Source organism: Ruegeria marina (genome assembly GCF_900101475.1).
GTDB classification, from domain to species: domain Bacteria; phylum Pseudomonadota; class Alphaproteobacteria; order Rhodobacterales; family Rhodobacteraceae; genus Ruegeria_B; species Ruegeria_B marina.
The window spans coordinates 54,215-73,131 of record NZ_FMZV01000021.1 but is presented as its reverse complement, the minus strand read 5'-3'; the positions used below and the strand labels follow the sequence as shown (position 1 = coordinate 73,131).

Annotated in this window: 19 protein-coding genes and 3 pseudogenes; 19 read left to right on the top strand and 3 right to left on the bottom strand. The window is 61.0% G+C overall.

Annotation, left to right across the window (positions count from 1 at the left end; genetic code table 11):
* The first annotated feature begins 64 nt into the window (after window positions 1-64).
* The 4 genes and pseudogenes from BLT75_RS21305 to BLT75_RS25310 all read left to right on the top strand — a co-directional run bounded on the left by BLT75_RS21305 (window position 65) and on the right by BLT75_RS25310 (window position 2,194).
* Window positions 65-997: pseudogene (locus tag BLT75_RS21305) on the top strand (IS5 family transposase).
* A 103-nt stretch (window positions 998-1,100) separates the two neighbouring features.
* A pseudogene (locus BLT75_RS25320) lies at window positions 1,101-1,274 on the top strand (hypothetical protein); the annotation flags it as partial.
* Window positions 1,219-1,863 (top strand): GMC oxidoreductase, encoded by a 645-nt coding sequence (locus tag BLT75_RS25315; RefSeq protein WP_425441152.1) that lies wholly within the window; start codon window positions 1,219-1,221, stop codon window positions 1,861-1,863. The pseudogene BLT75_RS25320 and the gene BLT75_RS25315, both read left to right, overlap by 56 nt.
* Window positions 1,805-2,194: an aldehyde dehydrogenase family protein gene (locus BLT75_RS25310; RefSeq protein WP_143028620.1), complete on the top strand. Its 390-nt coding sequence runs from the start codon at window positions 1,805-1,807 to the stop codon at window positions 2,192-2,194. Before BLT75_RS25315 ends, BLT75_RS25310 begins: the two co-directional genes overlap by 59 nt.
* A 20-nt stretch (window positions 2,195-2,214) precedes the next feature.
* On the opposite strand, the gene hpaR is transcribed toward BLT75_RS25310, so the two are convergent.
* A complete protein-coding gene (hpaR, locus tag BLT75_RS21290) occupies window positions 2,215-2,679 on the bottom strand; it encodes a homoprotocatechuate degradation operon regulator HpaR (RefSeq protein WP_093036931.1) in 465 nt (154 codons plus the stop codon).
* Window positions 2,680-2,956: 277 nt separating this feature from the next.
* Here hpaR and hpaE point away from each other — a divergent pair, with 277 nt between their 5' ends.
* The 9 genes from hpaE (at window position 2,957) to BLT75_RS21250 (ending at window position 10,543) form a co-directional block, all read left to right on the top strand.
* On the top strand, window positions 2,957-4,465 hold the full coding sequence (gene hpaE / locus BLT75_RS21285; RefSeq protein WP_093036928.1) for a 5-carboxymethyl-2-hydroxymuconate semialdehyde dehydrogenase: 1,509 nt from the start codon (window positions 2,957-2,959) through the stop codon (window positions 4,463-4,465).
* Between the two features lie 81 nt (window positions 4,466-4,546).
* Window positions 4,547-5,398: a 3,4-dihydroxyphenylacetate 2,3-dioxygenase gene (hpaD, locus tag BLT75_RS21280; RefSeq protein ID WP_093036925.1), complete on the top strand. Its 852-nt coding sequence runs from the start codon at window positions 4,547-4,549 to the stop codon at window positions 5,396-5,398.
* Window positions 5,399-5,449: 51 nt separating this feature from the next.
* Window positions 5,450-6,430 carry a 3,4-dihydroxyphenylacetate 2,3-dioxygenase gene (hpaD, locus tag BLT75_RS21275; RefSeq protein WP_093036922.1) on the top strand — a complete coding sequence of 327 codons (981 nt, stop codon included), beginning with the start codon at window positions 5,450-5,452 and terminating at the stop codon, window positions 6,428-6,430.
* 5 nt (window positions 6,431-6,435) lie between these two features.
* Window positions 6,436-7,884, top strand: coding sequence for an NAD-dependent succinate-semialdehyde dehydrogenase (locus BLT75_RS21270; RefSeq protein WP_093036919.1), 1,449 nt, complete (start codon window positions 6,436-6,438; stop codon window positions 7,882-7,884).
* Window positions 7,885-7,894: 10 nt separating this feature from the next.
* Window positions 7,895-8,770, top strand: coding sequence for a fumarylacetoacetate hydrolase family protein (locus BLT75_RS21265; protein ID WP_093036916.1), 876 nt, complete (start codon window positions 7,895-7,897; stop codon window positions 8,768-8,770).
* Window positions 8,767-9,564: a 2-oxo-hept-4-ene-1,7-dioate hydratase gene (gene hpaH, locus BLT75_RS21260; RefSeq protein ID WP_093036913.1), complete on the top strand. Its 798-nt coding sequence runs from the start codon at window positions 8,767-8,769 to the stop codon at window positions 9,562-9,564. Before BLT75_RS21265 ends, hpaH begins: the two co-directional genes overlap by 4 nt.
* Before the next feature lie 8 nt (window positions 9,565-9,572).
* Window positions 9,573-9,716 carry a hypothetical protein gene (locus BLT75_RS24485; protein WP_176828161.1) on the top strand — a complete coding sequence of 48 codons (144 nt, stop codon included), beginning with the start codon at window positions 9,573-9,575 and terminating at the stop codon, window positions 9,714-9,716.
* A gap of 180 nt (window positions 9,717-9,896) precedes the next feature.
* Window positions 9,897-10,085, top strand: a complete 189-nt coding sequence (locus BLT75_RS21255; RefSeq protein ID WP_143028619.1) for a hypothetical protein — start codon at window positions 9,897-9,899, stop codon at window positions 10,083-10,085.
* Window positions 10,082-10,543 (top strand): DUF3237 domain-containing protein, encoded by a 462-nt coding sequence (locus BLT75_RS21250; RefSeq protein WP_093036907.1) that lies wholly within the window; start codon window positions 10,082-10,084, stop codon window positions 10,541-10,543. The genes BLT75_RS21255 and BLT75_RS21250 overlap by 4 nt, the downstream gene beginning before the upstream one ends.
* Before the next feature lie 194 nt (window positions 10,544-10,737).
* Here the strand turns inward: BLT75_RS21250 and BLT75_RS24920 are convergent.
* Window positions 10,738-10,866: pseudogene (locus tag BLT75_RS24920) on the bottom strand (helix-turn-helix domain-containing protein); the annotation flags it as partial.
* Between the two features lie 129 nt (window positions 10,867-10,995).
* On the opposite strand from BLT75_RS24920, the gene BLT75_RS21240 reads away from it, so the two are divergent.
* Entirely contained in the window at window positions 10,996-11,511 is a 516-nt protein-coding gene (locus BLT75_RS21240) for a glycine cleavage T C-terminal barrel domain-containing protein (protein WP_281243196.1), read from the top strand.
* Between the two features lie 193 nt (window positions 11,512-11,704).
* On the opposite strand, the gene BLT75_RS21235 is transcribed toward BLT75_RS21240, so the two are convergent.
* Window positions 11,705-12,385: a GntR family transcriptional regulator gene (locus BLT75_RS21235; protein WP_093036899.1), complete on the bottom strand. Its 681-nt coding sequence runs from the start codon at window positions 12,383-12,385 to the stop codon at window positions 11,705-11,707.
* 276 nt (window positions 12,386-12,661) lie between these two features.
* Here BLT75_RS21235 and BLT75_RS21230 point away from each other — a divergent pair, with 276 nt between their 5' ends.
* The 5 genes from BLT75_RS21230 (at window position 12,662) to BLT75_RS21210 (ending at window position 18,904) form a co-directional block, all read left to right on the top strand.
* The gene (locus BLT75_RS21230; protein ID WP_093036896.1) at window positions 12,662-14,230 is read left to right on the top strand and encodes an ABC transporter substrate-binding protein; all 1,569 of its coding nucleotides are present in this window, start codon (window positions 12,662-12,664) and stop codon (window positions 14,228-14,230) included.
* Window positions 14,231-14,293: 63 nt separating this feature from the next.
* Entirely contained in the window at window positions 14,294-15,265 is a 972-nt protein-coding gene (locus BLT75_RS21225; protein WP_093036893.1) for an ABC transporter permease, read from the top strand.
* Window positions 15,262-16,212: an ABC transporter permease gene (locus BLT75_RS21220; protein ID WP_093036890.1), complete on the top strand. Its 951-nt coding sequence runs from the start codon at window positions 15,262-15,264 to the stop codon at window positions 16,210-16,212. The genes BLT75_RS21225 and BLT75_RS21220 overlap by 4 nt, the downstream gene beginning before the upstream one ends.
* 14 nt (window positions 16,213-16,226) lie before the next feature.
* Window positions 16,227-17,423 carry an amidohydrolase family protein gene (locus tag BLT75_RS21215; protein WP_093036887.1) on the top strand — a complete coding sequence of 399 codons (1,197 nt, stop codon included), beginning with the start codon at window positions 16,227-16,229 and terminating at the stop codon, window positions 17,421-17,423.
* The gene (locus BLT75_RS21210) at window positions 17,420-18,904 is read left to right on the top strand and encodes an amidohydrolase family protein (RefSeq protein ID WP_093036884.1); all 1,485 of its coding nucleotides are present in this window, start codon (window positions 17,420-17,422) and stop codon (window positions 18,902-18,904) included. Before BLT75_RS21215 ends, BLT75_RS21210 begins: the two co-directional genes overlap by 4 nt.
* The last annotated feature ends 13 nt before the right edge of the window (window positions 18,905-18,917 follow it).

Sequence of the window (18,917 nt, the reverse complement as noted above, 5' to 3'; positions counted from 1 at the left end):
GGGCGTTGTTGCACAAATCAGCTGAGGGATTCACCGCATGAATCCAGCATGATAGCTGGATGGTATGAGGAGTTGGGCCCCTACGAGGTACAAGACCACGAACTGATCGGCTTACAATGAAGCGTTGAAGCGGCGCGGATCGCTTTCGATCTGGTTTGATCCAGAGATGACCTGGCGACCACCATCGACAGGCAAGCGTGGCCGACAACCGAGCTTCAGCGACGCGGCGATTCAGACATGTCTGACAATGAAGGTGCTCTTCGGCAGGCCGTTGCGCCAGACGACGGGGGTCGTGCAAAGCCTGTTTAAGCTTGTCGGTTTGGACTGGGTGGTACCGGACTTCAGTACCCTGTGCCGCCGTCAACGAACGCTGAACGTTCGCATCCCCTATCGTGGCGGCAAGGGACCACTGAACCTGCTCATCGACGGCACCGGCATCAAGGACGAAGGCGAAGGGGATTGGAACGCCCGCAAGCATGGTGGCGAAAAACGACGTATCTGGCGCAAGATACACATCGGCATCGATGAAGAAACGCTGGAAGTCCGGGCCGTCGAGATCACCGGAAGCAACATCGCAGATGCACCTGTCCGACCGGAACTGCTGGAGCAGATCCCGCCGGATCAGCAGATCAGTAGCGTCACCGCCGACGGTGCCTACGACACCCGAAAGTGCCACGAAGCAATTGCCGCTCGAAACGCTGCCGCTGTCATACCGGCCCGAAGAAACGCCAAGCCGTGGAAACCGACGAGCCCGGGCGCCGTCGCACGTAACGAAGCTCTGCGTGCCTCAAGGTACCTGGGTCGCGCTATCTGGCGACGATGGAGCGGTTATCACCGCAGGAGCCGTGTCGAGTCTAGGATGAACTGTATCAAGCTGCTTGGTCAGTCACTGATGGCTCGAGACTTCGATCGCCAGGCCGCGGAATTGCAGGTCCGCATCGCCGTGCTGAACGGCTACACCGCGCTTGGCATACCCGTCACCATGCCCGTAGAGTAAATCCGTCCGGGGAAAGGGAACGTCCGCCGCTTGGCTGATTTATGCAATAACGCCACGAATAAGGAACGGCACTGGCCTGCGGCCAAGGCTTTTTAACGGCGGCGTGCTGACCTATCCGGACGACGCGGACCTGTCGCTCAAGGGGCTGCGTCTGGCGCTGCCGCATCTGGCCCAACCCGCGCCGAAGGGGGTGCTGAGCAAGCGCTGCATGCCGAGCGCAGATGCAGATAGCTGCGAGGCGCGGATCAATCATGTCCGCGCTTCAGCCGGGAAGGTCTACCATCCGGTCGGTACGGCAAAAATCGGCGCGGCCGAAGACAATACCGGTGTCGTCGACCTTCCGACTGAAGGTGCATGGTGTCAAAGGACTACGTGTTGCGGATGCCTCCGTCATGCCATACTTCGTGTTCGGCAACACCAACGCTCCCAGCATCATGATCGGTGCCCGTGCTGCCGAATTCATCAAGGAAGAGACATCAGTGCGAAACAGCCTGGACAGGAATTCAGACGCATCAAGGCGGCCTAGCCGATCGCACTGTCGCGAGCGCGGATCACGACCTCTCATCGCTTCAAACCGTTTGCGGATCAGGTTTGGTCTCGGCCAGCCGCAATGGCGCGGCCTGCCCGCGCTGGCCGCCGGAGAACCACTGGAATCGCGTGCATTGGCCGAAGGCTGTGTGCAGATGCCGTCCTCGGTGTCGCGCATCATGCCGGATCTTGTTGCGCGCGGCCTCGTTGAGCCGGCAGAAAGCACGGATCGTCGACACAAGCCGTGGCGCGTCACGCCGGCCGCGCAAGCAATCATTGATGACGGTCGCGGTCAGTGCCGAGGCCGTCTATCGCGAAATCGTGGTGGCCTTTGGTAAAAAGGAGCTGCGCGACCTGGTAGATAGTCTGAACCAGCTGGTCGCCGTCTGGCACATCCTGCCGGCCTTGCGGCTCGGCAATACTGTCGTGATCAAACCCTCACCCTATACGCTGATCGCAACGATCCGACTGGTCGAGCGATGTCGAGAAAGAAAACTCTATCGCTGTGCAGATGGAATCCGGTTCGGTCTGGATCAACCCCCATGGCATCATTCAGCCGAACATTCCCTTTGGCGGAGTCAAATCCGCGGGCTTTGGAGTGGAATTCGGAGACGAGGGTCTTGCAGAATGCACCGATTTCCAGGTCGTCTACTGCTGAACTGCGCCTGATGCAGCCGGTTTTGGGCGGTTCAGTCAGGGGATTGAAGCGCCGCGGTCAGCTCCTCGAGGTCGTTGAGAACGCTTCCGATACGGTCGGCGCCGACCTTGGCTTCTATCGTCTTGTAAATCGCCGCGCTTTCGCGCGCGACGGTTTCGACGAATTGCTGCCCTTCGTGCGACAGTTTGATCACCGCCCTGCGTCCGTCCTTGGGGTGCTTGCCGACGTGAATCAGGGCGCGCGCCTCCAGAGCCTTGATGATCCGCGACAGAGAGGGTCCCAGAACGCAGGCTTTTTCCGCCAGATCGGTCGCATCCATTTCGGCGTTTTCATTCAAAACGCGCAGAACGCGCCACTGTTGTTCGGTGACTCCATGCGACAACAACATTGGGCGAAACCGGTCCATCAACTGTTCGCGGGCCCGAAGCAGAGCGATGGGCAGGGTGCGGCGGGTTCTGGACAGACTTACCGCCTCGTTTTTTCTTGCTTCAGCCATGGATTGATCAACCTCCCTGGGGTCCGGACAAAATATTTAACAAGTTATCTATTGACAAGTGCCTATATATTTAACACGTTAAAGATAATGAGGAGGAAATGAGTCGATGCCCCATCCGCCAATCGAATGCGCGGCAGGCCGCAAGGACCGCTTTGACCCCTACGGGGGCGCGGACTCCGCATCCAAGCCCCGTGTATTCGCGTTCGGGTCTCCGGGCCCGGCCATCAGCTGGAAAGACACGCCGATCCACTTTCGGCTTTCGAAAAAGGACTGATCAATGACCCTTGAATGCAATATCGCCAAGGCCAAGGACTACATGGCCCGTTTTGCCGCCGAAGGTGTGATGAACCATATCGACGGTGCATCGGTACCCGCCATTTCCGGCAAGACCTTCGAGACGATCTCTCCGGTTGATCTGGGCAAGCTGGCGGTTGTCGCCAAGGGTGGCGAGGCGGATATCGACGCGGCCGTAGCCGCCGCCAAGGCCGCGTTTCCGGCCTGGTCAAAGATGCCTGGCGCCGAGCGCCGCAAGATCCTGATCAAGGTTGCCGAGGCCATCGAGGCCCGCGCAGAGGAGATTGCCTTTACCGAGTGCATGGACACCGGCCAGGCGCTGCGCTTCATGTCCAAGGCGGCCATTCGCGGCGCGGCAAACTTCCGCTTCTTCGCAGACCAGGCGCCGCATGCGGAGAATGGCGAAGTCACGCGCACGCCGACGCAGATGAACACCACTTCGCGCCGCCCGATCGGACCGGTGGGGGTGATCACCCCTTGGAACACGCCCTTCATGCTGTCGACGTGGAAGATCGCGCCGGCGCTGGCCTCGGGTTGTACCGTGGTGCACAAGCCCGCCGAGTTCAGCCCGATGACCGCGAAACTGCTGGTGGAAATCGCCGAAAGCGCGGGCCTGCCCAAGGGCGTACTGAACGTGGTCAACGGCTTTGGCGAGGATGCGGGCAAGCGCCTGACCGAACATCCGGACATCAAGGCAATTGCGTTTGTCGGTGAAAGCCGCACGGGCTCGATGATCATGGCGCAGGGGGCCAAGACGCTGAAGCGCGTGCATTTCGAGCTGGGCGGCAAGAACCCGGTCATCGTGTTCGACGACGCCGATATCGACCGTGCCGTGGATGCCGCGACCTTCATGATCTACTCGCTCAATGGCGAGCGCTGCACCTCGTCGAGCCGCCTGCTGGTGCAGAACACCATTTACGAAGAAGTCTGCAACCGCGTGGCCGCTGTGGCAAAACGTATCAAGGTCGGTCATCCGCTGGACCCCGAGACCGTGGTCGGCCCGCTGATCCACCCGGAGCATGAATCCAAGGTGCTGTCCTACTTCGACAAGGCGCGCGAAGAGGGCGCGACCATTGCAGCGGGTGGCGAGAAGGTGGGCGACCAGGGGTGCTATGTCGCGCCGACGCTGTTCACGCAGGCCACGAACGATATGGCCATCGCACAGGAAGAGATCTTTGGCCCGGTCCTCACCGCGATCCCCTTCAAGGACGAGGAGGACGCCCTGCGCATCGCCAATGATGTGCAATACGGGCTGGCGGCGTATCTGTGGACCAACGACCTGAACCGCGCCATGCGCATGACCGATGAATTGCAGGCCGGCATGATGTGGGTGAACTCGGAAAACATCCGCCATCTTCCGGCGCCCTTTGGCGGGGTCAAGGCGTCTGGCATCGGGCGCGACGGCGGCGACTGGTCGTTCAACTTCTACATGGAGACGGTGAACGTCAGCTTCCCCCGCGCCAGCCACAAGATTCCGAAACTGGGCGGCTGAGCCGCAACTTCGTCAGGGGTTCAAACGACTGGAAACGCGCGCTCCAACTTTTGCACCATGACCCATAGGGAGGATAAAACCATGGGAGAGATCGTTCTTGCGGCCAAATGCACCCATGTGCCGACGATGCTGATGTCCGAACAGGAGGGGCCAATCAAGGGCACCCGCCAGCCGGCCATCGACGGACATATGGAAATTGCCCGTCGGGCAAAGGCTTTGGGCGCGGATACCATCGTGATCTGCGATACGCATTGGGTGATCAACGCGGGCTTTCATATCAACGCGAACAGCCGCTTCAAGGGGCTGTTCACCTCGAACGAGTTCCCGCAGTTCATCCAGAACATGGAATACGACTACCAGGGAAATCCGGATCTCGGCGATGCGATCGCCAAGATCGCGTCCGACATGGGCGTCTATACCTTGTCGCATCACCTTGACAGCCTCGAGCTGGAATACGGCAGCCTCGTGCCGATGCGGTTCATGAGCCGCGCGCATGAGATGAAGGTGGTCTCCATCGCCGCCTGGTGTACCGTGCATGACCATCAGGAAAGCCGCGTCGTGGGCGAGGCAATCCGCAAGGCGGTCGAGGAGTCCGACAGCAAGGTTCTGCTTGTCGCCAGCGGCAGCCTCAGCCACAAGATCTGGGCGAACAAGGACTATGCCGCAAATAACGGCACCTTCACCATCAGTTCCGAGTTCAACCGCCAGATGGACCTGCACGTTCTGGATATGTGGCAGCGCGGCGACCACGCGACTTTCCTCAAGATGCTGCCCGAATACGCCGAGTATTGCTGTGGCGAAGGCTCGATGCACGACACCGCGATGCTCTATGGTGCGCTTGGCTGGGACAAATACGACAAGCACTGCGAGGTCGTGACCGAGTACTTCCCCTCGTCGGGCACCGGCCAGACCAATGTGATCTTCCCTGTTTAGGGGCCGGCACAAAACACCGGCCTGCAATCTGTTAGAAAAGAGAAAACCGACATGCCCATTCCCGCCCCGAACCTCTATCCTCCGTTCAACATCATCCGCCTGAGCCATGTCGACTTTGGCGTGACCGATCTTGCCGCGTCGAAGCGGTTCTATGTCGACACGCTGGGTCTTCAGATCACCGACGAGGACGCGAACACCGTCTATCTGCGCGCCATGGAGGAACGTGGCCACCATTGCATGGTCCTGCACAAATCCGACGCCGCGCATGTCAAATCCCTGTCCTTCAAGGTCTTTGACGAGGACCAGCTGGACAAGGCCGAGGCGTGGTTCAAGGCCCGCGGCCACAAGACCGCATGGGTCGAGCGCGCCTACCAGGGCCGCACACTGTCCACGCATGACCATCTGGGAATGCCGATAGAGTTCTACTTCAAGATGGAGCGCCTTGAGCCGATCCACCAGAAATACGCGCTTTACAAGGGTGTGAAGCCGCTGCGCATCGACCACTTCAACTGCTTTGTGCCGAATGTCGACGACGCGGTCGGCTTCTACAACGAAATCGGCTTCCGCGTGACGGAATATACCGAGGACGAGGAAAGCCGGCGTCTCTGGGCCGCCTGGACCCACCGCAAGGGCGGCGTACATGACATCGCCTTCACCAACGGGCTGGGCCCGCGCCTGCACCACACCGCTTTCTGGGTACCGACGCCGCTGAACATCATCGACTTGCTCGATCTGATGTCGACCACCGGCTACCTTGCCAACATCGAGCGCGGCCCGGGGCGGCACGGCATCTCTAACGCGTTCTTCCTGTACATCCTCGATCCCGACGGCCACCGGATCGAGATCTATTGCTCGGACTATCAGACCGTCGACCCCGATCTCGAAGCGATCAAGTGGGACCTCAAGGACCCGCAGCGCCAGACCCTGTGGGGCGCGCCCGCGCCGCGCAGCTGGTTCGAGCATGGTTCGACCTTCGAGGGGTTGGAGCCGTCCGAGTCGACCCTCGGCGCGTCCCCCATCATCGCGCCGTGACGGTCATGCTGAAGGATACTTCGCTGTTGAAAGAAGCAGCGCTGATCGGTGCCGACTGGGTTCCTGCCGCGAAGGGTGCGATCGCCGTTACGAACCCGGCGACGGGCGCGGTGATCGGCCATGTGCCAAACCTCGGCGCCACCGAGACGGACGCGGCCATCGCCGCGGCCGAGACCGCCCAAAAGGCCTGGGCCTTGCGAACCGCCAGGGAACGCGCGACCGTCTTGCGTCGGTGGTACGATCTGATGGTCGAAAACGCCGACGATCTGGCGCGCATCCTGACAATGGAGCAGGGCAAGCCGCTGGCCGAGGCGAAGGGCGAAATACTCTATGGCGCCTCCTTCATCGAATGGTTCGCCGAAGAGGCCCGCCGCGTCTATGGGGATGTCATCCCCGGCCATGCGCCGGACAAGCGCATCGTGGTCATCAAGCAGCCCATCGGCGTGGTCGCGGCGATCACGCCATGGAACTTTCCCAACGCGATGATCACTCGCAAGGCCGGGCCCGCGCTGGCGGCGGGCTGTGCCATGGTGCTGAAACCGGCCAGCCAAACGCCGTTCTCGGCCATTGCGCTGGCGGTTCTGGCGGAACGAGCAGGCCTGCCTGCGGGGCTGTTCTCGGTCGTGACCGGCTCGGCCCGCGCCATCGGCGGGGCCATGACGGCCAGCGACACGGTGCGCAAGCTGACCTTCACCGGCTCCACCGAGGTCGGGATCGAGTTGATGCGCCAATCCGCCCCCACGGTCAAGAAACTGGCGCTGGAACTGGGAGGCAACGCGCCCTTCATCGTCTTTGACGACGCCGACCTGGATGCGGCGGTCGACGGCGCGATCATCTCGAAATTCCGCAACAACGGCCAGACCTGCGTCTGCGCCAACCGGATCTACGTGCAGACCGGGGTCTATGACGCTTTTGCCGAGAAGCTGGGCGCCAAACTGGCCACGCTCAAGGTCGGCGACGGCCTGGACGACGGCACCGTCTTTGGCCCGTTGATCGACGCGAATGCCGTGACCAAGGTGGAGGAACACATCGCCGACGCCACCGCAAACGGGGCCTCGGTCGCGATGGGCGGCCAGCGTCATGCCCTGGGCGGTACCTTCTTTGAGCCGACGGTTCTGACCGGCGTCACGCAAGATATGGCAATCGCCCGCGAGGAAACCTTTGGCCCGGTCGCACCGCTGTTCCGTTTTGACACGGATGCCGAGGTAGTGGCGCTGTCGAACGACACCGAGTTCGGGCTCGCGAGCTATTTCTACACTCGCAATCTGGCCCGCGCCTGGCGCGTCGGAGAGCAGCTGGAATATGGCATGGTCGGCATCAATACCGGGCTGATCTCGACCGCCGAAGCGCCCTTTGGCGGCATCAAGTCCTCGGGCCTCGGGCGCGAAGGGTCGCGCTATGGGATCGAGGAGTTCGTTGAAATCAAATATCTCTGCTTCGGCGGAATTGCCTGAGGAGTCCGAAATGGCATCCACACCCACCCGCATCGCGGCGTTCCACGTGAATGGCGCGGATCGCTACGGCGTCGTGACCGAGGACGGGATCATCGACCTCACGCCGGAGTTCGGCAGCCGTTTCAAAGGCTTGAAAGAGGTGATCGAGGCCGGGGCGCTGCTTGATCTGGTCGCCGCCGCCGAGGGCCGCGCGCCGTCCTGGCGCGAGGACGAGGTGACGTACCTGATCCCCATCGCCAACCCGGAAAAACTGATCTGCATCGGCGTGAACTTCCCCGACCGCAACGCCGAATACAAGGACGGCACGACGGACGCGAAATCCTATCCGTCGATGTTCATCCGCTTTCCGCGCTCTTTCGTCGGACATGGTCAGGATCTTGTGCGTCCGCCGGAATCCGAGCAACTCGACTACGAAGGCGAGGTTACCATCGTCATCGGCAAAGGCGGTCGCCGCATCCCCCGCGAAGACGCCTATGACCACATTGCCGCCCTGACCCTTTGCAACGAGGGCACGATCCGTGACTGGGTGCGCCATGCCAAATTCAACGTCACGCAAGGCAAGAACTGGGACAGCACGGGGTCAATCGGGCCCTGGATCGTGCCGTTCGAGCGGGCCGGGCAACTCGACGACATCGCGCTGGAAACCCGGGTCAACGGCGAGGTGCGCCAGCGGGATCGCACCGGCCGGATGATGTACGACTTTCGTTATATCGTGAATTACGTCTCGACCTTTACCACGCTGGTTCCGGGCGACGTGATTGTCTGCGGCACGCCGACAGGCGCCGGGGCGCGGTTCGAACCGCCGATCTGGCTGAAACCCGGCGACGTAATCGAGGTTGAAGCCGAGGGTATCGGCATCCTGCGCAACGGGGTGAGGGACGAATGACGCCTGCCGACATAAAACAGGCCGCCGCCGACCTGCTGCGCGCCGAGGAAACCCGCCGACAGATCGGCCTCCTGTCCATCCGCCACCCTCAAATCACGTTGAACGACGCCTATGCCATCCAGTCCGCGCAGATGGCGCAAAAACTGGCGCAAGGGCGCAAGATCATCGGCTGGAAGATCGGCCTGACCTCTAAGGTCATGCAGGACGCGCTGGGGATCGACACGCCGGACAGTGGCGTGCTGTACGACGACATGCTGTTCGAAAGCGGCGGCACCGTGCCCGCGGGCCGCTTCATCCAGCCGCGCGTCGAGGCCGAGATCGCCTTTGTCATGAAGGCACCGCTGGAGGGCGATGTCACCCGCGCGGATGTGCTGGCCGCGACCGAATCCGTGGTCCCCAGCCTCGAAATCCTCGACACGCGCATCCTGCGGGCCGATCCGGCGACGGGCAAGGCGCGGGTGATTTTCGACACCGTCAGCGACAACGCTGCCAATGCCGGGATCGTCCTGGGGGCCGCGCGCCACGCGCCGGACGCGCATGACCTGCGATGGACCGGCGCCATCCTGCGCAAGAACGGCGAGGTCGTGGCGACCGGCCTTGGCGCAGCCGTGCTGGACGACCCGGTGATGGGTATCGTTTGGCTGGCGCGCCGGATGCACCAATACGGCCAGCGGATCGAGGCGGGGCAGGTCATCCTGTCCGGCAGCTTCATCGCACCGCTGGAATGCCCCCCCCGCACCGTGATCGACGCCGATTTTGGCGCGTTCGGTTCCGTCTCCATTTCCTTCGAGTGAGGTCTGTCATGCCTGTTCCGACCAACACGTTCAAAGCCCGCCTCAAGACCGGAGAGACGCAGGTCGGCCTTTGGATCGGCCTTGGCTATCCCCGCGTGAGCGACATCCTGACCAGCACCGCATCCGGGCTTCTGGGACGGGTCTGCTGCTGATGAACTGCTGTTCTTCGAACCCGAGATGCGCGCTGGTCCGTGGAAGCTGATCGACGCATTGGCCGATGCGGGCGCACTGATCTCGACACTGTACATCATGTTCCTCATAGTCTCGATCACCAAGGCCGATCCGATCGGCACCCGCGCCGGATCGTTGCTTTCTACCTGTTGGCCAGCGTCTTGGCAGGGTTCGATGTCACGCGCCTGCCACGATGGGAGATCGTGCTCCGGCTGGTTCTGGCCGTGGCCATCATCCTGCGAATTCCGGCCATTCACGGCGCGGCCGTGGCGCGCGGCCTGCTCTGGATCGGGCTTCAAATGATGCGCAGCCGGGCCGGGCTTGGAACACAAGGAAAGGAAACCCCATGACGCCACCCAGACCAGAGCTGCGCCACGTCGCCACGTTGGAAGTCGAACTTGGCCCAATTCGAGAAATGGGCGAAGGCCGGGGCGGCCGTCGGCGGATCATCCCGATCACCAGGGGGCGCGTAACCGGGACGATTACCGGCAAAATCTTGAACCTCGGCGCAGACTGGCAATTGGTTTACAAGGACGGCACAGCCTTCCTCGATACCCGCTATGCCTTTGAGACCGACGACGGCGCCACCATCGAAGTCGTCAACCTCGGCTTCCGGCATGGTCCAGCCGAAGTTCTGGAGCGGCTGGCGCATGGCGAGGCTGTGCCGCCGACTGACTACACCATGCGGACCTCCGCGCGGCTCGAAACCGGCGATCCCCGTTATGACTGGGTGAACCGGACGGTCTTCGTCGGTTCGGGCAGCCGTTCAGCGCAAGCGGTCGTGATCGACCTTTACGCCGTGGAGTGAACCACAACTGACCAGCAGTTCCGGGACCGGCCCGCGCGGAGGAGCCTAGATATCGTGTTCAGATGTCATGGCTCTTCTTCTTCGTCTGAAGAGGGGCGTTGTGAACCTGACGGACTGGCCCACGATATTTCTCGGTCAGTTCCGGGGAAACTTCGCTGCCATCGGCAAGGAAGGGCAGGATGCCGCGCCGCAGCGACCGTCTCGCGCTTGCGCCATTTCGCGACCGTCTTCGGATTGATCCCGAGTTCCCGGCTCAACGCCGCGGTCGAAGCTTGCGATCGCTGTATTGCAGCTCGGATAGCGTGCGTGCCCTCCCGGCAGATTTGCTGTGCAACTCGCCTGCCGGGTAACAGTGCGTGGCGCAGCCGTGACGAACTTGTCCAATAGGGCTTCCTTCCATTCCAGCGAATGGATCGCACCATCAAACCGTGGGATCAAACATCTAAGAGGCGATTACCCACGAGGGCACGCCGCTCGGCCTGCGTCATGCGGGAATGTTCGCGCTGAACGCCTGTCGTCTCGAAAAGGGGTTCCGTCATTTCGGACATGACATCGGCGAAGAGGACACACCTTTCGAGACCGGGCTTGTCTTCGCGGTGAAGCTGGACAAGGGTGATTTCATTGGCCGCAACCTGCTGGCGGCACAGAAAGAGCGCCACAAGGCCGCAACCCCACTTCGGACAGTGGCGCTACGCCTGCCGGGCGCTACCGTCGAAGACGGTCCCTACCTGATCCACAACGAACCGGTCCGGCGCGGCGACAAGCTGGTTGGACATGTCACGTCCGGTGGTTGGGGGTGGCGGCTGGGCGCGGTGATCGGGCTGGCATCGGTGCACAATTCCGATGGGGTCGGCAAGGACTGGATCGCCAACGGGGGCTTCGAAGTTCAGATCGCCGGGATACGGCACCAGGCCCAAGTGCAACAGGACGCCTTCTATGACCCAGAGGCCGAAATCATGAGAGGCTGAGGGAGGACGGTGACGACCTGTATTTCCGGTGCCGGTGCATCCCGGACCTTGGCGAGGCCGTAATATCCATGGATGTGAGCGTGCCTGGTGATCCGTCGAGCCCTACGGACCTCCCGCTTTGTGGGTCTTCCTCCTTCGTTCATTCAAGGGTGGAAAATTTCAGTTCACAGTGGCCCGGACTGCGGGAGTAAAGTTACCGATAACGCGACAGGATATCCGAGATGTTCTCCTCTTGCTGATCCTCGGGGTTCAGCAAGGCGCGGTCCTGCACACTGTGCAGATGCTTGTGCATGACCGACACGGCGCGTTCAGCATCGCCCTGTGCAATCGCCTCGATGATCTCCGCATGTTCTTCCACTCCGCACTCGGCCGAATGGGCTTGTGCAAACCGGGCCACAATCAGGGAGCAACGCGAAACAATCTCGTTGACATAGTTTTCGAGGATTTTTGATCCGGTGAGTTCCGCCAGGAGAATATGGAACTCTCCGGCAAGACGGATCGAGCGCGTGCTGTCCTTTCCCAGGACTTTTTGTTCTTCCTCAAGATGTAGCCTGAGGGCCTTGACGACGGGTTTGGGGTCAATACGACACAAACGTTGAACTACTTCCCGTTCCAGGCACTGGCGCATATCAAAGATGTCATAGGCCTCTTCGATTGTAGGCTCGGCCACCGATGCCCCCCGATTTGGCTGAATCTCGACCAGGCCCTCTGCATCAAGCCTTACCAGTGCATTGCGCACAATCGTTCGACTTACGCCAAAGGTCTCGCCGATGGAGTCTTCGGGCAATTTCACACCCGGTTTCAGGGCCTGTTCGATGATCGCTTGCCTCAGGGACTCGTAGACGGGGATACGGTGTTTCGAAGTTTTGTACATAATCTTGGCTGTTTGGTCGATTTCTCAAGGTCGTGACCGGACCAGAAGATTGATAGCAGAAGTTTCGCCCGTCACGATGTATACTTCTATTGTATCCAAAAAAAAATAAAATTGTGGACAATAAATGCGATTCTATCTACCGTCTGTCGGCGAAGGGGAGGAGGAACTCCCTCTCGACTGATCTAGTCCGAATGCTCCTCGGGGAATTTAGGGCCAAATCTGGAATCGGATGCAAAAACTCTAAACCATTGTATCCAATGTCATGGAGGGTATGACGTGAACACGAAACTTCAATCTGGGACATTGCTGGTCGGAGGGCTGATCGCCGCTCTGTCGGTTGCCGGTGCGCAGGCGGAAACGATCAAATGGGGAGCGCCGCGCGATATCGTGTCGCTTGATCCATATTCGTTCGGAGACAGCTACACGATAAATTTCCTGAACCACATCTACGAAGGGTTGGTTCGCTACAACCGCGACCTCAAGATCGAGCCGGCCCTCGCCGAAAGCTGGGAAATCGTTTCACCCACTACCTGGCGGTTCAAGCTTCGAGAGGACGTCTTCTTCCATAATGGGAATGCGTTCACGGCAGAGGACGTTCTTGCCTCGCTCCAGCGGGTCAGCGACCCGGCTTCGCCCCTGAAAGGCAACCTGCCAGCGTACAAGGGTGCCGCGATCGTCGACGATTACACTATCGATATCGAACTGAACGGTGCCTATCCGCTTTTGTTGAACGACCTGACCAACATCCACATCTTCGATCGGGATTGGCTGGTGGAAAACAACGCTGAAAAGCCGACCGATGTCGACGCGGGTGTGGAAGGCTACGCAACCTTCAACACCAATGGAACCGGCCCGTTCAAGGTGGAGTCCCGCACCCCGGAAGCGCAGACCATCCTTTCGGCGAATGAAAGCTGGTGGGACAAGCCCGAGCATAACCTCACCCGGATCGAGTTCCAGCCGATCTCTTCGGCGGCGACGCGCGTTGCGGCGCTGCTTTCGGGCGAAGTGGATTTTGTTGACAACGCTCCCGTGCAGGATTTGCCGCGACTTCAGGCCGCCCCGAACCTCGAGGTGCTGGAGCAGACCGATTTGCGCACCGTGATGTTGGGATTCAATCGCCGCGATGAATTGATTGCGGGCGGGGCCAATCCGATGAATGACCTGCGCGTGCGCAAAGCCATGCAGATGGCCGTAGACATGGACCTGATCCACGACAAAGTAATGCGCGGCAAGTCGCGCAATGCAGGAGCCTTGGTTGCGCCAGCGATCCCCGGCTATGCCGCCGAGCTTGACACTGTCCAGGACGCAGATCCGGAAGCGGCAAAGGCCCTGCTGGCCGAAGCGGGATATCCGGACGGGTTCGATCTGATTTTGGTCTGCGCATCCGACGGGTTTGTCAACGAAGAACAACTGTGTCAGGCCATCGCTTCCATGTGGGCGCGGATCGGACTTCGGCCGCAGATCGACATCGGCACCGTGGCCAAGCAATTCCCCAAGAAAAAATCCGCCTCGGACGTCTACATCTTTGGCTGGGCCACGCTGCCCATGCTCGACACATACAGCTTGATGGTGCAGGTGCTGCACAGCCAAAGCGAGAACGCAGGCGTCTTCAACTGGGGTGGATGGTCCTACCCCGAGATCGACCGCCTGACTCAGGCTGCCGCTGTCGAGCTTGATCGCGAGAAACGTCTGGCGATGGAAACCGAGGTCCTCAGAATCGCCAAGGAAGAAATCGTGATGATGCCGTTGCACCAGCAACCCATGGCTTGGGCCGTGTCGGCAGAGTTCTCGGACTTCCCGCAGTTCCCCGACAACAAGCCACGCCTGTGGTACGTGACCAAATAATCCCCACCGACCTGGGCGGCATCTCCTGGTGCCGTCCTCCCTTCTCCAACAATGGGGGGAGCCATGCTGGCTTTTCTGATCAAACGTTCCGCCAACGCCGTCTTCGTGATGCTGTCGGTCAGCTTCATTGCCTTCATGATATTCCGTTTCGTCGGCGATCCGGTCGATTTGATGCTGAATGAACAGGCCACTCAGGCGCAGCGGGATGAACTTCGTATACGCTTGGGTCTCGACGAGCCTTTCATCATGCAATTCGGCACTTTCGTAAGCAATGCAGCACAAGGCGATTTCGGCATTTCCTTCCGAAATCAGCAGGATGTGCTGGGCATGATCTCCGAGCGCTTTCCCGCGACTTTCGAACTGGTGATCGTTGCCACGATCATCTCGCTGGTCGTGGGCATCCCCCTTGGCGTGATCACCGCTATCAGGCGCCAGACCTGGTACGCGGAAGCAATGCAATTCGTTTCGATCATAGGCGTCTCGCTGCCCAGTTTCGTGGTGGGCATTGGGCTCATCCTGATCTTCTCGGTCTGGCTGGGCTGGTTGCCCGCCTTCGGACGCGGTGAAACCGTGCAGCTTGGCTGGTGGTCCACGGGTTTGCTGACACATTCGGGTCGCATGTCCATCATCCTGCCTGCGCTATCTCTATCGCTCTTCCAGATCACCCTGGTGATGCGGCTTGTGCGAGCCGAGATGCTGGAGGTACTGAGGTCGGACTTCATCAAGTTCGCGCGGGCCCGCGGGATTCCCGCCCGTGCCATTCATTTCCGCCATGCGCTGCGCAACTGCCTGATGCCGGTCGTGACCATGACCGCCATGCAGATCGGTGGTCTCATTGCCTTCGCCCTGGTGACCGAGACGGTGTTTCAGTGGCCGGGCATGGGACTGCTGTTCATACAGGCCGTCACCTTCGTCGATGTGCCGATCATGGCCGCCTATCTGTGTATCGTCGCACTGATCTTTGTCCTGCTGAACACAATCGTGGACATTACTTATGCCATGATCGACCCCCGCCTGCGTGGAGCCGAAAAATGACCGATATTCCCGCCCCCATCTCTGCTCGCAAACCCAAGTCCCGGCGCGAAATGTTTTTCGACAGCGACCTGTGGTGGAGCTTCAGGAAATCCAAACCTGCCATTGGAGCGGCCATCGTCCTGCTGCTGGTGATCCTGGCAGCCATCCTGGCGCCGGTCCTGTCGCCGCAGAATCCCTATGATCTTGCATCGCTGGAACTGTGGAATGCCGAATTGCCGCCGGTCTGGATGGAAGGCGGTCAGATGCCGTTCATCCTTGGCACCGACGTACAAGGGCGCGACATTCTTTCCGGCATCCTGTACGGAACGCGGATCTCGATCTTCATCGGCATCGCTTCGGTTATCGTATCGCTGGTGATCGGCGTTCTTGCCGGTCTGACCGCCGGTTTCTACGGTGGGTGGGTCGACAATGTGCTGATGCGTCTGGGTGACGTGCTGTTGTCGATCCCCATCATTCTGGTCGCCATCCTAGTAACATCTGTCGCCCAGGCGATCCTGCCGCCACAGTTGCGCGAAGCAGGCATCTCCATTGTGCTGGTGATGGCGATCGCACTCTACTCGTGGGTTCAATATGCCCGCGTGGTGCGGGCGCAGGCGATGGTCGAACGGCGCAAGGAATATGTGCAGGCCTCTCGCCTGGTGGGCACGCCGGCCCGGCGGTTGATGCTCAACCACATTCTGCCCAACACCCTCACCCCGGTCTTCGTGGCAGCGACCCTGAACTTCGGTCTTGCGATCCTGATCGAGGCAACGCTGTCTTTCCTCGGTGTTGGAATGCCGCCCAACCAGCCTTCGCTGGGCACGCTTATCCGAGTGGGTAATCAGTACCTTTTCTCGGGCTCCTGGTGGATCGTGCTGTTTCCGTCGATCCAGCTTTGCATTCTCGTCGTCGCGGTGAACATGCTGGGTGACTGGCTGCGCGATGCGCTGAACCCGAAACTTCGTTGAAGAAAGACACTTGCATGACCGATCTTCTCATCAAGAATGTCCGTATCCTGGACGATGATCCGGCCGACATCCTGATCCAGGCCGGCACCATCTCCAAGATTGCCGCGCAGCTCGACGCCCCTGGTGTCCCGGTCGAGGATGGGACGGGCCTGATCGCTCTGCCGGGTCTGGTAGACGCCCATACGCATCTCGACAAGTCCCTGCTGGGCTGGCCCTGGTACAAGAACGATGTGGGCGGCGCCAACCTCATGGCGATGATCGAGAATGAGCGCGAGATGAAACGACGCCTCGGCCTGGATCCGCACGTTCAGTCCATGCGTCACGCGCTCAAGACCGTCGCCTATGGCGCGACTTTGATCCGCAGCCATGTTGATATCGACACACAAGGCGGCCTTCGCGCCCTCGAAGGCGTGATGCAGACAGCCGAAGCGCTGGCCGACGTGGTCGAGATCGAAACCGTCGCCTTCCCGCAATCCGGCCTGACCATCCGCGAAGGCACGGCGGAACTGATGGACCAGGCCCTTGCGATGGGCGCCGACCTTGTTGGCGGGCTGGATCCCTGCGGCGTGGACCGCGACCCCAAGGGGCACCTGGACATCATCTTCGGTCTTGCCGAAAAACATGGAAAAGGTATCGACATCCACCTTCATGAATTTGGAGAGCTGGGCCTTTTTTCGATGGACATGATCCTGGAGCGCGCCCAGGCGCTCGACATGAAAGGCATGCTGACCATCAGCCACGCCTTCTGCCTCGGGATGCCGGACTTTCCACGTGTCGAAGCGATGCTGGAGCGCCTTGCTTCTCTGGATGTGTCCATCATGACAACCGCGCCCGCTTCGGCCCCCGCGCCGATGGTCAAGCGACTCGATGCACATGGCATCCGGATCGGCGCCGGCAATGACGGGATCCAGGACACCTGGGGCCCCTATGGCAATGGCGACATGCTGGAACGCGCAAAGTTCGTGGGCTTGCGGAACAATCTGCGCATGGACACCGAGGTCAAGCGCGCGCTTGACATCTGCGCTGGCGGCGGTGCCGAAGCCATGGGAAAACAGCGCCGGGAACTGGCGACAGGCGCCCCGGGAGATCTTGTCCTGGTCGAAGGCGAGGCCGTGGTTCAGGCCGTTGTGACACATGCCCCCCGCAAGCTGGTGGTCAAGGGTGGCCGTGTCACTGCGCGCGACGGACAGACAGTGGTGCAGGCTCCGTGACCCGGTTTTCCGACATCCCCCTTGGCACCCGCCCGCGCGGTCGCTGGGCGATTTCCGCCCGCTGGATCATTGCCGATACGCCGCAAGGGCGCCGTCTCGTCCGCGACGGCGAGGTGGTGATCGAGGATGACCGCGTGATCCATGTCGGCGCCCCCTTCGTGGGGGAAGTAACGGCCCGTTACGCGATGGGCGAGGTGTTGATCGCGCCGGGGTTCGTCGATCTCGATGCGCTCTCCGATCTCGACACCACGCTTCTGGCCTTCGACAACTGGCCCGGCGAAAGAAAGGGCCGTGTCTGGCCGCGCTCCTATGTCCAGCGTGGCCCCTACGAGATGTACTCGCCCGAGGAACTGGCCTTCCAGAAGCAGTTTGCCTTTGCGCAACTCCTCCTCAACGGCATCACCAGTGCAGCGCCCATCGCCTCGCTCTTCTACCGCGAATGGGGCGAGACAACCGCCGAATTCGACGCCGCGGCACAGGCCGCGCAAGAGCTTGGCCTGCGTGTATGGCTTGGGCCCGCTTACCGGTCGGGCGGCATGGTGGTCGAACCGGACGGAAGCATCGTGGCCGAGTTCGACGAGGACCGCGGTATTGCCGGCCTCGAACAGGCTATCGCCTTCGCGGGAAAATGGCAGGGCAACGATCTGGTCAGCCCGATGTTGGCCCCTGACCGGGTCGAGACCTGCACGGCCACGATTCTGCGTCGCACGATGAAGGCCGCCGAGGATCTCGGGTGCCCTGTCCGCCTGCACATGGCACAAGGGAAAATGGAGCGCGATACTGTCGCGGCCCTGCATGGCACGACCTCGCCTGAATGGCTGGATGGGTTAGGGTTGCTGAACGATCGCCTTCTTGCCCCACATGCCACTGTGGCCACGGACGACGATCTGCAACGCTATGCCGACAACGGTGTCACGGTGATTCACTGTCCGCTGGTCGCTGCGCGGCACGGGGGGGCGCTCCGTTCCTTTGCCAGATTGCGCGCCATGGGCATCCGTGTCGCCCTGGGGACCGATACGGCACCGCCCGACATGGTGCTCAACATGGCTACCGGCATGATGCTGGCCCGAGTGGTCGAGGGAGATATCACCGCCTGCAAGTCGGCCGACTTTCTGGACGCCGCCACACTGCATGGTGCACACGCACTGGGCCGCGACGACATCGGTGTTTTGCGAGTGGGCGGCAAAGCCGACCTGGCTGTGTTTGATCTGTCCGATCCGGGCATGGCCCCTACGATCGACCCGGTGCAGACGCTTATCCTGGGCGCCACGGGACGTGTGACACGCGCTACCATCGTTGATGGCCGCATCTCGATGCGCGACGGAGAAGTGGCCGGTATCGACATGGTCGCCGCTCGAAAGCAGGCGCAGGCGCAATTCGACGGTCTGCTCTCAAAATACCCCGACCGAACCGCGAGCCATCCGCCGCTCGCAACAATCTTTCCTCCCACCTATCCGCTTCTGGATGGGGGCACGACGTGAAGGAACACAAGAT